The sequence below is a fragment of the Sphingobacterium sp. ML3W genome (assembly GCF_029542085.1).
Classification (GTDB): Bacteria; Bacteroidota; Bacteroidia; order Sphingobacteriales; family Sphingobacteriaceae; genus Sphingobacterium.
In genome coordinates, this window is the sequence record NZ_CP107036.1 from 5,698,180 (window position 1) to 5,712,409 (window position 14,230).

The following is a 14,230-nucleotide window of genomic DNA, read 5'->3' on the forward strand; positions in this document are numbered from 1 at the left end:
TCTTGCTGATGTATTACCTTGGCTGTTTGGTATATCAGCTGTTTTTGGAACAATATTCGTCTGCCTATTGTTTCGCAAACAGGCAATTTTATGGGAAGCTTTGCTTAGACGAATTTTCTCCGTTGCTGTGCGTTGGGAACCGCGCAATACTTATTTGTTCCAAACCATTTGTAGCGATTTTTTGCAAAATAGTCATAGCCCGCGTCTCGCCAATTTTTCGGTAGTATTTTGAGGAAATAGACGATTGAATAGGGAAGACCCAATGTTTTGCAGATGTTCAATATGGCTTCGCTTTTTAAATAAGTACCGCTAGGAGACATATAAACAATAGAATCTATATTTTTTGGAATAGTGTGTAAATTATTTTTAGCGAAGTCAGATTGTAAGGAACTAAAAAGAAGCCTATTATTGGAGTCTATTTTCAATAGAATTTGGACAAAACGATTACAAACTAAGCAATCACCGTCAAAAAAGATGATATGTTTCCCTTGCGTATTCATTAATATAAAGTTACTTCTATTTACTGAAAGAACTGCCATGATAACATCACATCTTTCATAAAACCTTCATGCTTTAACAAGAATCAACAACAATGAAAATCTATTGAAGGTTTTTTCTGGCCAATAAGCCGAGCGTAGCAAGCTCATTGATGCCCTAATGAAATCATCATGATTTATTCAATGAAAAACACTTTCATAAAAAAAGCGGTGTTTCTATGAAAAACACCACTTCTGAAATATTTTTTTTGATCTTTATTACAAGTTCTTCATAATGGTATGTCCCATACGATCCCTTTTTGTTCGCAGATACTCTTCGTTGTAAGGATTCGCGGTGATCTCAATAGGAACGTTTTCTACGATTTCCAGTCCATAGCCGACCAATCCTGCACGTTTTGTTGGGTTATTGGACATCAAGCGCATTTTTGTTACCCCTAGATTTCTAAGGATTTGTGCACCAACACCATAATCTCTCAAATCAGCTTTAAATCCAAGTTGAGCATTGGCATCAACGGTATCCAATCCATTCTCTTGTAATTTGTAGGCATGCAATTTATTAATCAGTCCAATACCACGGCCTTCCTGATTCATATAGACAATCACACCTTTTCCTTCGTTTTGGATCATCTCCATCGCTTTGTGAAGCTGAGGTCCACAATCACAACGGCAAGATCCGAAAATATCACCGGTCACACAGGAACTATGTACACGAACAAGAATAGGTTCATCTTCGTTCCATTCACCTTTATAAAGGGCAAGATGTTGTTCACCCGTATCTTTTTGTGTAAAGGCTTTCATTTGAAAATCACCATATTGTGTAGGCATATTGACAGTCACCTCTTCAGTAATTAATGAATCGTGTTTTAAGCGGTATTCAATAAGCTCCTCAATACTGATGATTTTTAAATCAAATTTTTTGGCTACTTCCATTAATTCCGGTAGTCTAGCCATTTCACCATCTTCTTTTAAGATCTCGACCAATACACCTGCAGGTTCAAAACCTGCCAAACGAGCAAGGTCAACAGTTGCTTCGGTATGTCCTGTACGACGTAGTACACCGCCATCTTTAGCTATCAATGGAAAGATATGACCAGGTCTACCCAACTCTTCGTAGTGAATATTTGGGTCTATCATCGCTTTGATTGTCTTTGAACGATCAGATGCAGAGATCCCTGTTGTACAACCGTATCCTTGTAAGTCAATAGAAACGGTGAAATTAGTCTCATAAACAGCTGTATTTTGTCCCACCATCAGGTCAAGATGCAAAGCATCTGCTCTCTCTTTGGTGATAGGAGCACATACTAAACCCCGACCATGGGTCGCCATAAAGTTGATAATTTCGGGAGTTGCGTTGCGAGCTGCGGTGATAAAATCACCTTCATTTTCACGATCTTCGTCATCTACGACGATAACTACTTTTCCTGCTTGTATATCAGCGATCGCTTCTTCGATCGTGTTTAATTTAAATTCCATTTAATTGTTATATTGTATTGATACAAAGTTAGTGTAGAATCTAATTTTATTTATAATAGCGCTGTCACAAATCTAATGTGACTCTTTTAATTTATTCTTTTTACCAAATTTCTCTTTGATCCATTTCCAGGCAGCTTCCGCTTTTAATTTGTACTGATCGATATCAAATAAAGCCGAATCTGTAGTCGATTTATACGTTAAAAATGCAGCGAGGGGAGTTAATATGATAATAGCCATCCACATACCTACAGCCGAAGATATAGCACCATCTTTAGCCGTTTTTTCCGACACTGTGGAGATGATATGATAGATTAAGAAGAAAATAATAGCCATAACGACCGGAAGTCCGAGACCTCCTTTTCTAATGATGGCACCTAGAGGTGCTCCGATAGCAAATAAAAGTAGACAAGATACGGCCAAAGTAAACTTTCTATGCCATTCGATGCGATAACGGATATCTTTTGTTTTGTAATCCTTAAATTCAAGGGTGCGACTGTTGAGATCCTCTTTTAAATAATTTAGTTGGCTCAATGCGTTCATGGTGATCTGTGTCCGTTGCTCCGGAGGTACAAGATCGGCTACTAAATCTTTATAAGGTTTGATCTTGGCTTCTTTAACCTTTGGCAGGCCAGGTTGATTTGCACTGAAATACTTCGAATAGATATTATACCGCGTATCAAGAGTTCTTGTAATTGCTTTACCCATACTGTCTATTTTAACATGGTTGGAGTCAATGTACATATCCAGTTGCCTAAGATTTAACATCGCATGGTGGCTTTTGAAAAGACTTTCATCTGTTTTACCTTGTTGAAAGCTACCCATGTCGAACTTCTGCTCCGTTTCCTTAAATTTAAAGCGTGTGAATTGCTGGCGTGGATCGTATGTTTTTGAGTTCTTTGTGCGCGACTCTTCATAGCGTATACCGTCCTTCAATTTGAGGATCATATAACTATTGTCCGGTGAATTATAAATGTATCCTTCTTTTGCCATTAGTACATTGTTGGCTGTATTGCCCCCTCGATGATCATAGATCATTAAGTCATAGAGAATCGTTCCTTCCCTATTTTTGCCTCTTGCACGAATGGAGTATCCTGGAATTGTATTGTTGAAAATACCGGGTTTGATCAGAAAGTCAGCCTTTTTATTCCGTACGTCTGTCAGCAAGGTTCCCATTTTTAGGTTGACCACAGGTAAAATGTAATCGGAAAATAGAAAGGAACTCGTAGCAAAAATCGCCACAAGTATAAATAGGGGAGTCATGGCTTTACGTAAAGATACGCCGGCTGCTTTAATGGCCACAAGCTCATAGCTTTCCCCCAGGTTTCCAAAGGTCATAATGGAAGACAATAACATGGATAAAGGCATTGCCATTTGAATTTGAACAATACATTGATACCCAATAAGTTCCATAATGGTGTACCATTCAAATCCTTTTCCAATCAAATCATCGATGTATTTAAATAGGAAAAGCATCAATAACACAAACATCACAATAAAAAATGTGACAATGAATGGTTTAATGAAAGCTTGAAGAATAAGTAAATGAACCTTTTTCATCCGTGACGCTAAGCAAATTGATGCCTTTACATTAAAGCATCTTCCAGCCAAGGAGCTCTTTTAGAGCCCTTGGTGAAAATATATTGCAAAGATAGGTTTTTTTATGCACCTATAACACTTTGAAGATAGACGATTGAATTTTTCCAGATTAATTTTCTATTTTCCAAGTCCTCTTCTTTAGCAAAATCTATTATTTTAAGTGCGACATCGTTTGTCAGCTCATCTTGATCGATCTCTAGATCGAAGTAATAAGGATCATCATCGAGCCACTTAAAACGCACTGATTTGTTTTCTTTTGATGCTACGATTTTTGCGCGATGCGGTTCATCGTCCCAAATGAAGGTATAAACAGTGTCTTTGTAGTTTACATCGTCTGCAAACCATTGTGCCAGTTCGTTTGGTTCTTGCAAATACGGAAATAAAATTCTAGGTGAAGAGTTGATGATATATTCTAGTTGGAATTTTATTTTATCTGCCATAAAAATGTTTTTTTAAATTTTAGTTTGTTTAAATCAAAAATAAGCTATATTTGCATTCCCAAAATGGCGGGGTAGCTCAGATGGTTAGAGCGTTGGATTCATAACCCAAAGGTCGGCAGTTCGATTCTGCTCCCCGCTACAAATCTCTTCCCATTTTGCTTTTTATTGCATAAACTTATTATTTGTAATAATACATATTTATTTTGTTATTGCAAGTTTTTTTGTGAAAAGTTGAAAGCTTTTTCGCAAATATTTGAATTTAAAATCGCCCAAATATTGTCCCGACTTTTTTCATGATTGAAACGTAATTTTACTTCGTTAAGAATGAGTTTGTTGTGTGGTATAATGATTTTTGAATAGGATAAATCGCTAAAAAAAATAAAAAAATCTTTTGAATTGACAGGCGAAGTGGTATATTTGCATACCGAAACGGCGGGGTAGCTCAGATGGTTAGAGCGCAGGATTCATAACCCTGAGGTCGGCAGTTCGATCCTGCTCCCCGCTACTTTTAAAAAGGAAAGTCTACTTACAGATTTTCCTTTTTTTTTAACCACTCTTGATTAACAAGCTATTTTTTTGGGATCAGTTTTTGGAAACTGTCTTTAGGAGTGTTTCTTGTTTAGGCTCCAACAACTTAGACGCTAAAAGATCCACTGTCTGATATCCTTTAAGGCTTTTGTGCTATCGACCCTATGTATATGCTAATGACTCGGTCCTAAAGGCCTAACAATATTCATGTGTTAGCGATCAAGCTTTGTTTTGTAGCACAATTTCCGTGTATGTTATGCCTGATGGCCCCTGATGATAGGTTGTGACGTTAAATTCATGTATATTTATGCGGTTTCTTACCTATTATTTTTTACTATAATGAACTTCAGGCCTATTCTTATTCTAGTGTGGCTTATCATCGGTTATCATGCTATTGCGCAAAAGAAAGCAGTAAGCCATGTTGTCACGCACAACCGTACTACTATTATTTGTGATGCTGCTAAAGGTGAAAACCCTTATCCAGCATGGGGGATATTTCCCAAGGCCGAATACCCTGTAAGAAAAATAACCATGCATGTTACTTTGGGAAGTCCTGATAGCTTGAACACTGCACATTGGGATTATCTGGATCATATCGTGTTGAGACGTAAAGGAGGAGCGAAGGGAGAGGCGCTTAACTATGAATTGGGCCGGATGCTTACCCCTTATGGGAGCATTTACAACAAAGGGTGGAACTGGAAGTGGCAGGTAGATGTGACTGACTTTGCTCCTTTTTTGCGGGATAGTGTCGAGATTGTATATGTACATTCGGGTTTTGAGGATAAAACAGTAGGTTGGGCACTTAGTATAGATTTTGAAATTCTATCGGGACCTCCAGTTGTTATACCTATGGGTATAACAACTTTGTGGAATAGGGGCTATAAATACGGCGATCCCAATGAGAAGATAGAAGAGAATTTATTGCCTGTAACCTACGAATCGCTGGAGCAAGCGGACTTAAGCCGTATACGTATTCAACATACGGGACATGGTATGGACAAGCCTCGTGGTTGCAGCGAGTTTTGTACACGATGGCGTGAACTCATGCTCGACGGAAAGGTCGTTGACTTGCGGGATATGTGGAAAAAGTGTGGCGATAACCCTTTATACCCACAAGGCGGGACATGGATCTTTGACCGGGCGTATTGGTGTCCCGGTGATCTGCAGCAACCTGATGTAATCGATGTATTCACAAAGCCGGGCCGCCATACTGCAGCATTGCGAATGGAACCCTATACGGCTTCAAGCAATATACAAGCTGTTGAAAATATCTCAGCTTACTTGTTTCATTATTCGAAACCCAAGCAAAAAATAGATGCGGCCGTTGAATCTATTATGGTACCAAACGACGAGCAACGTTTTTCGAGATTAAACCCAGCCAGTTCTGGCCCACGGATAGCTTTTAGAAACCTTGGGGCAGATCCGTTGCATTCGCTTACAATTGTGTATGGAACTAAGGGTTTTCCTTCCAAAACATTTCATTGGATGGGAAATCTCCCTTTTAATCAAGTGGCAGATGTAATGCTACCAGGGGAAATTCAGGAAAAAGACGGTGAAAATGCCTTTCATGTAGCGCTTATCAAACCGAATGGTAAGAAAGATGCTTGGTCAGAAGACAATGAAATGGAAGTTGTTTTTACAGCATCAGAGAAATTTCCGAATGAATTTGTTGTGAAATTTCTTACAAATAAAGCACCTCAAGACAATAGTATTTCTTTAATAAATGCTCAGCAGGATACCGTTTTTCAAAAGAAGGCAGCACAGTTGACTGCACTCACACTTTATACTGATACGATACGCCTTGCTGCAGGTAATTACTCCTTTCACCTAATAGATACCGCTGGAAATGGACTACAGTTTTGGGCACAACCCGAAAACGGAGATGGTTATCTTCGTATCTTCGACCTGAAAGGAAATCTTATTCATGCATTTGAAAGTGATTGTGGAGTGGGTGAAATGTTTAGTTTTAAGGCTGTTTCGGGTTTTGAAATGGATACAACAAAGGCTCAATATGCATTCTCCCTGTATCCAAGATCGGTGGTTGACCAAACGCAGTTAAATGTGGTATCCAATAAGCAGAGCGATATGACCGTGCGGATAACGGTTGATGGTGTGCTATGGCAAAAGCATGAATATAAAGCTGTTAAAAATGCGATATTCAACTATGATCTTAATCATCTTCCTAAAGGAAGGATAATTGTTGAAGCTTTTATGGATGGTATCAGTCGATTTAAAGGACGGATCAATAAAAAGTAGTCGTGAAATACACAGGTCCCATTTCTGGAGCCTGTGTATTCATAGCAATTTTTTAATTATCATCAAAGGCCAGACTTTTCCAATCCTCTTTTTGTAAATATTTGAGCATGATAAAAAATAATATCCAACCGAGTGTCGCCAGCACCCAAATCAATAGTTCATACTGAAAGATAACTTTATGAAAATAACCCAAAAGTCCGAGCAGACCTAAGATCAATAAATTGACCAGCGCTTTGGAACTTGATTGGCTCGCTTTGGAAAAAGGGTAGTTTTTTACAAGGAAGAGCATGATGAGGATACTTTCGATTCCACCAACAGCTGAGGAAAGCAATAAGTCATTTATGGAGCTGATACCGAATAAAGGAACACAAATGCAAAGAAATAGAACATAAAATGGTAGTACGTATTTAATAAGACATGCTTTAAGTACACCGGTCATAAATTGTCCCGGGCGATCTATTGGAGTGACATAATAGATCCAAGCGGCCTTATACTTATTGCTCTGTGTGATCAGTTGAAATACAGTTAATATGGTTAGTAGTGAGAGGTAAAACATAACGATATATAAGCCAGATTCCCCTAACTTAACCAGTTTTTCTCTTATCGGCAAGCCTTCACCAGTCCGTAAAAATAGAAATATAAAATAGATGGGTAAATAGGCCAAAGAGGGGTAAAGCTGCTGCTTAAATTCCCTTGTTTTTGAACTTATAAGCCATACGATACTAAACCCCGCCTCTTCAAGTGGAGATGAGCACAGCTTTGTTCCTAATTTTTTATATAACGGACGTTTTGTGAAGTTTTGCGAAATCACCTTTGTTGATTCAGGTAAAGGTGCATCTGCACTGGCTAGAGCGGCTATTTTTGCGTTAAAACCCCTAGAAAATAACTGTGTACAAGCGTAGATTCCAAAGAATGGAACAGCTATACCCAAAACAGAAAATAGGATGATCTGTAGACTATGGTCACCCAAAAGCAGAGATTGAAAAGAAGCAATCCAGGTACTGGGAAATAACCAAAGGAATTTGAGCTGTTCAATGGTCAATTGAGACTCGACGATCGTTTGAATCAGATTGGGGCCAAGGTAATAGGCTAAAAAAATGATCATTGAAAGCCCAATTTGTAGATAGGTAATAATATCTTTAAATTTTTGGATGGGTAGATATTTGATGCTTATTAGATAGAAGCCATTGACGAATACCAATGCAACAAGTGTGCTTAATAGCAGTTGTACAACCAGTAGAAAAATAGCGATAATATCCCAGTTGAAGAGGACATAGATCAAAAGTGGCAAGCATAATGCAATGACCTGATTGAAAAGTTTAATGGCAATAAATGTTATTCGCGATAATGCTATCGTTCGATCGTTGACCGGCTTGGGCATAATGATATATTGATCTCTGGTATCCAAAAGTATGGGTGAAAAGTCCGACACTAATGTAATGCTCAGCATGCTGATAAAACAAAGCAGCATAATTGCAAGAGCTAAGTAGCGATCCGGAATTAGAATTAGAATAACCATGAACATCAAGCCAATGACCATATACATGATAAACTGTATAATAGAGGACGAAGATGAAGACTTTCCTGTATTCCGTTTCTTAAATGTGATTGGCTTTCTGTTATCTAGGGTAACTTTAGTCTCTAGAATAATTTTAAACTGTGCAAAGTTTACCTCCAAATTTTCCCAGACTCCCCTAAATAGAAGAATAAATCGTAAGATATATCTTTCCATATTATTGAATAGCGGTGATGATGTCAGATGCATCCAGTGCATCGTTGTCGGTATTGGTTAATTTTGCAAATATGTGCTCAAGTGATTCGTTGGGATTTGACTTCAATTCGTCAATTGTTCCATCTGCAATAATACTCCCCTGACTGATCAGTAGGATTCGATCGGATACTTTTTCAACGACATCCATCATGTGTGAGCAGTAAAAAATAGTCTTACCTTCTTTGGCGAGTAACGATATGAGTTCCTTTACGAAGATTACCGCATTGGCATCTAGCCCAGACAGGGGCTCATCCAGGATGATGATCTGCGGATTATGGATAATACCGGATATAAGGAGCACCTTCTGACGCATACCTTTGGAAAAGGTGTCCATTCTATTATTAGCATTTACGGCTAGACCGAATGCGCTTAATAATTTGAGGGAACGTTCCTGGATAGTATGATCCTCCATACCATATAATTTTCCGACAAAATCTAGATATTCCATTGGGGTCAATACTTCGTAAAGCTCCGCATTTTCAGGAACATACCCGAGTTGAGATTTTATGGAAAGCGGATCCTTTTGAATATCGATGCCATTGATCTCAACTTTACCAGTGAAATCTTCAATCAATCCGGTCAATATTTTGACTGTAGTAGACTTTCCTGCGCCATTGGGACCTATATAGCCAATGACCTGACCTGGAAATATATCCAGATTGATCCCTTTTAAAATTTCTTTTGTTCCGTATGATTTTTTTAGGTCAACAATACGAATGAGCGGCAACATACCTTCCATATATTTAAATCTTTTAAGGTAAACTTACATAAAAATATAGAGTTGCGGGCTTTATTTATTCAGAAAAAAGGAGTCCTAAGACTCCTTTCAAAACTACTTTATAATTGGAAAACTAACTATCATTTTTTGGATATCCTTCTTCATCAAGATCATCTCTGAGATCCTCTTCATTTTGGGCCAGCTTTTTATCTAAAGGAGATAGCCTATTGTGCTTGAAACTTTCGATTCGCATATGTGCATCCTCTAGCGCATCTTCCTCTAAATCTTCGCGATCAGCGTATTCATCACCGACAAAAGGATTTGAATTATCATAAGTAGAGTCATCATCTATTGCACCTTCGGATAGTGTGTCATAATTTGCCGGATGATCGTAATCTGGATCATTATCGTCCACATCCATCTCATAACTGTCCATATCCTTGTTGTAAGCTAGATTTTGCTCCGAATCAGGGTAATCAGCTTCGACTTTTCCCTTCGTCTTTTTGTGTCCTGTGCTAGCCATAATTCTATGATTTATCTCCAAATAATACAACAGGCAGCAGCGTGAAAAGTTTTAGAAATTATCACAATACTAGTGATGGAGTACATTTTTTTTAGCAATTGATAAATTCGCTGAAATAGTGATCATAAAGGATAAAATTCTACCTGATAATGCAAACAAATTGAAAATATTATTGTTACTAATAGTAACAGTAAATCTTGCCCATTATGATTTTCAAGCGTTTAAATTATCAGACATTACAGAGTTTGCGCCTACAGGGGTATAATATCTTATTGACCATCGGGCGTTCAGAAGATGAGAACCCAATTTATTTCCCCATGAAATTGGAATCATTCAATTCGACACAGACAAATGCAAGTAGCGCACAAGAACGTACACTCCAGGGTCAGAAGATATTGATTCTTGACGAAGCGATCCAACGTTCGTTAAATAATGACCTCAATGGTGTCATTCAACTTGACAACTAGCTGACTGCTTTTCTAGATTTTTTATAAGTACTTGGGGTTATATTTCTCTTTTTCTTATAAAAGTTGGTCAGGTGACTTTCATCGTTAAAACCTAGTTCATCCACAATCTGTTTCATGGTGTATTGGCTCGATGCCAACCTTTCTTCGATAAGCTGGGTACGAATATCGTCTATATACAGTTTATAACTTTTCTGGTATTTTTTCTTAAAAAAGGCGCCAAAGTAATTGGCCGAAATCTGAAAATGATCAGCTATACTTTTTATTTGTAGCTTGTCAGGGAAATAAATGTTTTGTTGGATATAAACTTCTATTTCTTGGGACATGTCACGGGACTCATTGATTGGAAGATCCAGATCTTTTAATATATTTTCGATTAATGCGAAGAGTGACATCACTTGATGAAAGACAAAGGTAGAGGTCGCTGCATTTTCAGATTCTCCCTGTTGATAAATTAAGGAGATTACTTTTTCTATTAATTTTCTATTCTCCTTTTTAAGAGACAGGCTTTTATTGCGTAGTGTTTCCGAATTGAAAATATCCTGAGGATTGTAAGATAAGCAAAAATTTTGTTGTATATGATGCAGATCTTTAAAGTAATGGCTTGAAAAATATAAAATAAATACACTCGAATCTTTCTTACTTTCAAGTATTTCTGATGCGGTATTCAGGAAAAGTAGATTTTCTTTGAGAAATTTTGCACCATTGCTTTTTGATACCAACGTGCCTTCCGAAATATAAGCCAATGCAAAATCAAAACCTAGTTCGCCTAGATCAATCTTTTGTTTGTGTTTGATTTTTTCGGGGAGAAAGGATAAATTCATTGTGTAGTTGTAAATTTTGTTTTATCGAATGATAATCAATATGACAACCAAATATCGTTATTTTGATTATATCTTTTGACTTTTTAAAGAAAACAGTGTACTGTTGCAGGTCCCAGAAATAGGGCTAAGTACTTTTTGCGCTTCGCGTCATTTTTTCGATATTATCCCATTGTTCTTCGGGAATAATATCCAGACCGTTAAATTCTCCTGCGCCTTTTAACCACTCTCCACCGTCTATTGTTATGACATCGCCATTAATGTAGCTGGAAAAATCCGATACAAGATATGCCGCAAGATCAGCCAGCTCGTCTAATTGTCCTAAACGTCCTAGTGGGATCCGTTTTGTAGGAGATAGGAGCTCGCCCAATTCACCTGGTAGTAGACGTTCCATTGCACCTGAAGTCTGAAAGGGACCAGGGGCAATTGCATTTAGACGTATACCTTTTTTTCCCCATTCGACAGCAAGGGATCTTGTCATTGCTAATACACCAGCCTTGGCTGTCGCGGAAGGGACCACATAACCTGAACCTGTCCAGGCATAAGTCGTTACAATGCTAAGCACCGTTTTATTTTGGTCCTTATTTTCAATCCAACGTTTGCCCAATGCTAAGGTGTAATTTATGCTACCCTGAAGTACTATTCCGATGACAGACTCAAAAGCACGATGACTCAGCCGTTCGGTAGGAGATATAAAATTTCCTGCGGCATTGTTGATTAAGATGTCGATCCCGCCCAATTGTTCGTAGCCATAAGCTACTACACGCTCTACATCTTCATAATTACGCACATCACCAGCTATCGCCAGGCATGTGCCTTGGTGTTTTTCGGATAGTTCTTTTGCTGTATGTTGAATCACATCATCCTTTCGGCTGCTGATTAGGCAAGAGGCACCTAGTTCCAGGAAATAATCAGTCATCGCTTTTCCTAGCCCAGTACCGCCACCTGTAATTAAAATGCGTTTGCCTTTTAGTGCACCTTCTTTTAACATGCCCATATCTTGTTTCGTTTTTATGTATGATTAAGTTACATAAATTTGAATGAAAATAAAAGTGGTGAATGAAAGACAGGGGAGGTGAGGGGATTGTAGCAAATGATAGGGGTAGGCTAACAAATGATAGGCGAACATAGGGAAGATGAAGACAAATTATAGGGAAAGCGGGAATGATGGGGAAGGTAAGGATGTAACTAACAAATGATAGGAAAATAGAACTGTAAGGTCGACTGCCTATAAATAAAAAACAGGGACTATTGACAAAATAGTCCCTGTTTTTTATTTTTTCCGATCTATTACTAGAAAGGAAATATGCTTATGCGCCTAATTGTACGCGTTTGAAAGCAGTTACAGTTAATCCTTTAGAAACTGAGTCTAAGAATTGAGCGATATTTTTAGAAGAATCTTTTACAAATTCCTGGTTCAACAACGTAGTGTCTTTGAAGAATTTGTTCAATTTACCTTGAGCGATTTTCTCAGCCATCTCTGCTGGTTTACCTTCTGCAATGATTTGCTCTTTCGCAATAGCGATTTCACGCTCGATTGTGTTTTGATCAACACCATCTTTATCAATTGCGATAGGGTTCATAGCAGCGATTTGCATAGCAACATCCTTACCAGCTTCTTCAGCACCAGCTGCATCAGCGGAAAGACCTACCAATACACCTAAGCGGTAGTTACCGTGGATGTAAGCGATTACTTTCTCTGCAGTGATAGTTTCGTATTTAGAAACGTCAATTTTCTCACCGATTACACCAGTTTGCTCGATCAAAGCATCAGCGATTTTCTTGCCATCAATTTCCAAACCTTTCAATTCTTCCAAAGAAGCAGGTTTGTTGTTCAACGCTAGGTCTGCGATTTTTTCTGCGAAAGCTACGAAATCTGAGTTTTTAGCTACGAAGTCAGTTTCACAGTTTACTTCAACTACGATACCTGATTTACCATCAGCAGTTGCTTTAGCGATGATAACACCTTCGTTAGAGTCGCGATCTTGACGGCTAGCAGCTACTTTAGCGCCTTTTTTGCGCAAGTAATCTACAGCAGCTTCAAAGTCACCATTAGACTCAACCAAAGCTTTTTTACAATCCATCATACCAGCGCCAGTTTGTTGACGCAATTTGTTTACATCTGATGCAGAAATTTGTACTGACATGTTTATTTCTTTTTATTATTGTTTACTACTGAAAATTTTGTACAATATTAACTTAAAACATGTTAAGCTAATATGAAGTTTAACATTCCTTGATAATCGAGAGTTGTTAAACCAAAAAACCGGAGAGATAGGCTAGTTCAAGAAAAGTAATCTTTTCCAGAAACTAACGCTACGCTATCCGGTTTGGAATAAAAATATTATTCTCCGTCTTTCGCTTTGCGAGGACGTTTAGCTTCTGAAGCTTCACTATTGTCAACTTTTGCTTTTGCAGCAGCAGCATCTTTTTCAGCTTCTTCTTCTTTGTCGCGTTTGCGCTCGTCCAAACCTTCTTGGATTGCTTGACCAATGATGCTAGCGATTAAGCTAATAGATTTACTAGCGTCATCATTTGCAGGGATTGGGAAATCAATGTTTGAAGGGTCAGAGTTTGTATCTACCATCGCGAAAGTAGGGATGTTCAATTTCATTGCTTCAGAAACAGCGATGTGTTCTTTTTTCACATCGATGATGAATAAAGCAGCTGGCAAACGGTTCAAATCAGCGATACCTCCTAAAAGGTTTTCTAATTTGATACGCTCACGTTGAATCATCAACTTTTCTTTCTTAGACAATACATCATAAGTACCGTCTTTTTGCATTTTGTCGATGTTAGACATTTTTTTGATAGACTTACGAACTGTAGCGAAGTTTGTAAGCATACCACCTAACCAACGCTCAGTCACGAAAGGCATGTTAACCTCTTTAGCTTGTTGTGCGATGATTTCTTTTGCTTGTTTTTTCGTTGCTACGAATAAAACTTTGCGACCTGATTTTACTATTTGTTTGATAGCTGAAGCAGCTTCTTCTAATTTCGTAAGAGTTTTGTTCAAGTCAATGATGTGGATACCGTTGCGCTCCATGAAAATGTACTTAGCCATTTTCGGATCCCATTTACGTGTAAGGTGACCAAAGTGCACACCTGCATCCAATAAATCTTGATAAGTAGTTCTTGCCATT

At 38.1% G+C, this 14,230-nt stretch carries 12 protein-coding genes and 2 tRNA genes; 4 read left to right on the plus strand and 10 right to left on the minus strand.

Translation table 11 applies throughout. The annotated features are described in order from the left end of the window. Positions 1 to 755: 755 nt before the first annotated feature. The 3 genes from OGI71_RS23600 to OGI71_RS23610 form a co-directional block, all read right to left on the minus strand. On the minus strand, positions 756 to 1,970 hold the full coding sequence (locus tag OGI71_RS23600; protein WP_282252409.1) for a bifunctional 3,4-dihydroxy-2-butanone-4-phosphate synthase/GTP cyclohydrolase II: 1,215 nt from the start codon (positions 1,968 to 1,970) through the stop codon (positions 756 to 758). A gap of 72 nt (positions 1,971 to 2,042) precedes the next feature. Then, positions 2,043 to 3,527, minus strand: coding sequence for an LptF/LptG family permease (locus OGI71_RS23605; protein ID WP_120262236.1), 1,485 nt, complete (start codon positions 3,525 to 3,527; stop codon positions 2,043 to 2,045). Between the two features lie 101 nt (positions 3,528 to 3,628). After that, positions 3,629 to 4,006 carry an START-like domain-containing protein gene (locus OGI71_RS23610; RefSeq protein WP_223581119.1) on the minus strand — a complete coding sequence of 126 codons (378 nt, stop codon included), beginning with the start codon at positions 4,004 to 4,006 and terminating at the stop codon, positions 3,629 to 3,631. 65 nt (positions 4,007 to 4,071) lie between these two features. On the opposite strand from OGI71_RS23610, the gene OGI71_RS23615 reads away from it, so the two are divergent. From OGI71_RS23615 to OGI71_RS23625, 3 genes are all read left to right on the plus strand, one after another. Beyond that, positions 4,072 to 4,145, plus strand: a tRNA-Met gene (locus OGI71_RS23615). A gap of 292 nt (positions 4,146 to 4,437) precedes the next feature. Further along, a tRNA-Met gene (locus OGI71_RS23620) sits at positions 4,438 to 4,511 on the plus strand. Positions 4,512 to 4,873: 362 nt separating this feature from the next. Beyond that, the gene (locus OGI71_RS23625; RefSeq protein WP_282252411.1) at positions 4,874 to 6,790 is read left to right on the plus strand and encodes a peptide-N-glycosidase F-related protein; all 1,917 of its coding nucleotides are present in this window, start codon (positions 4,874 to 4,876) and stop codon (positions 6,788 to 6,790) included. A 52-nt stretch (positions 6,791 to 6,842) separates the two neighbouring features. Here the strand turns inward: OGI71_RS23625 and OGI71_RS23630 are convergent, their stop codons facing one another. The 3 genes from OGI71_RS23630 to OGI71_RS23640 all read right to left on the minus strand — a co-directional run bounded on the left by OGI71_RS23630 (position 6,843) and on the right by OGI71_RS23640 (position 9,802). After that, complete coding sequence (locus tag OGI71_RS23630; RefSeq protein ID WP_282252413.1) at positions 6,843 to 8,522, minus strand: hypothetical protein; 1,680 nt, start codon at positions 8,520 to 8,522, stop codon at positions 6,843 to 6,845. Position 8,523: 1 nt separating this feature from the next. Beyond that, a complete protein-coding gene (locus tag OGI71_RS23635) occupies positions 8,524 to 9,300 on the minus strand; it encodes an ABC transporter ATP-binding protein (RefSeq protein ID WP_282252414.1) in 777 nt (258 codons plus the stop codon). Positions 9,301 to 9,412: 112 nt separating this feature from the next. After that, the gene (locus tag OGI71_RS23640; RefSeq protein ID WP_282252415.1) at positions 9,413 to 9,802 is read right to left on the minus strand and encodes a hypothetical protein; all 390 of its coding nucleotides are present in this window, start codon (positions 9,800 to 9,802) and stop codon (positions 9,413 to 9,415) included. Between the two features lie 206 nt (positions 9,803 to 10,008). On the opposite strand from OGI71_RS23640, the gene OGI71_RS23645 reads away from it, so the two are divergent. After that, positions 10,009 to 10,269 carry a hypothetical protein gene (locus tag OGI71_RS23645; RefSeq protein WP_282252416.1) on the plus strand — a complete coding sequence of 87 codons (261 nt, stop codon included), beginning with the start codon at positions 10,009 to 10,011 and terminating at the stop codon, positions 10,267 to 10,269. Here the strand turns inward: OGI71_RS23645 and OGI71_RS23650 are convergent. From OGI71_RS23650 to rpsB, 4 genes are all read right to left on the minus strand, one after another. Then, complete coding sequence (locus tag OGI71_RS23650; protein ID WP_282252419.1) at positions 10,266 to 11,090, minus strand: AraC family transcriptional regulator; 825 nt, start codon at positions 11,088 to 11,090, stop codon at positions 10,266 to 10,268. The genes OGI71_RS23645 and OGI71_RS23650 overlap by 4 nt on opposite strands. A gap of 124 nt (positions 11,091 to 11,214) precedes the next feature. Beyond that, positions 11,215 to 12,078 (minus strand): SDR family oxidoreductase, encoded by an 864-nt coding sequence (locus tag OGI71_RS23655; protein ID WP_282256162.1) that lies wholly within the window; start codon positions 12,076 to 12,078, stop codon positions 11,215 to 11,217. A gap of 319 nt (positions 12,079 to 12,397) precedes the next feature. Then, complete coding sequence (gene tsf / locus OGI71_RS23660; RefSeq protein WP_120262244.1) at positions 12,398 to 13,234, minus strand: translation elongation factor Ts; 837 nt, start codon at positions 13,232 to 13,234, stop codon at positions 12,398 to 12,400. 197 nt (positions 13,235 to 13,431) lie between these two features. Beyond that, positions 13,432 to 14,229 (minus strand): 30S ribosomal protein S2, encoded by a 798-nt coding sequence (gene rpsB, locus OGI71_RS23665; RefSeq protein WP_104385702.1) that lies wholly within the window; start codon positions 14,227 to 14,229, stop codon positions 13,432 to 13,434. Position 14,230: the final 1 nt, after the last annotated feature.

What these genes read in the sequence shown, in the direction of transcription:
- OGI71_RS23610 (WP_223581119.1), bottom strand. Translation starts at nt 4,006, where the DNA reads ATGGCAGATAAAATAAAATTCCAACTAGAATATATCATCAACTCTTCA.
- OGI71_RS23640 (WP_282252415.1), bottom strand. Translation starts at nt 9,802, where the DNA reads ATGGCTAGCACAGGACACAAAAAGACGAAGGGAAAAGTCGAAGCTGAT.
- tsf (WP_120262244.1), bottom strand. Translation starts at nt 13,234, where the DNA reads ATGTCAGTACAAATTTCTGCATCAGATGTAAACAAATTGCGTCAACAA.
- OGI71_RS23630 (WP_282252413.1), bottom strand. Translation starts at nt 8,522, where the DNA reads ATGGAAAGATATATCTTACGATTTATTCTTCTATTTAGGGGAGTCTGG.
- rpsB (WP_104385702.1), bottom strand. Translation starts at nt 14,229, where the DNA reads ATGGCAAGAACTACTTATCAAGATTTATTGGATGCAGGTGTGCACTTT.
- OGI71_RS23655 (WP_282256162.1), bottom strand. Translation starts at nt 12,078, where the DNA reads ATGTTAAAAGAAGGTGCACTAAAAGGCAAACGCATTTTAATTACAGGT.
- OGI71_RS23635 (WP_282252414.1), bottom strand. Translation starts at nt 9,300, where the DNA reads ATGGAAGGTATGTTGCCGCTCATTCGTATTGTTGACCTAAAAAAATCA.
- OGI71_RS23600 (WP_282252409.1), bottom strand. Translation starts at nt 1,970, where the DNA reads ATGGAATTTAAATTAAACACGATCGAAGAAGCGATCGCTGATATACAA.
- OGI71_RS23625 (WP_282252411.1), top strand. Translation starts at nt 4,874, where the DNA reads ATGAACTTCAGGCCTATTCTTATTCTAGTGTGGCTTATCATCGGTTAT.
- OGI71_RS23605 (WP_120262236.1), bottom strand. Translation starts at nt 3,527, where the DNA reads ATGAAAAAGGTTCATTTACTTATTCTTCAAGCTTTCATTAAACCATTC.
- OGI71_RS23650 (WP_282252419.1), bottom strand. Translation starts at nt 11,090, where the DNA reads ATGAATTTATCCTTTCTCCCCGAAAAAATCAAACACAAACAAAAGATT.
- OGI71_RS23645 (WP_282252416.1), top strand. Translation starts at nt 10,009, where the DNA reads ATGATTTTCAAGCGTTTAAATTATCAGACATTACAGAGTTTGCGCCTA.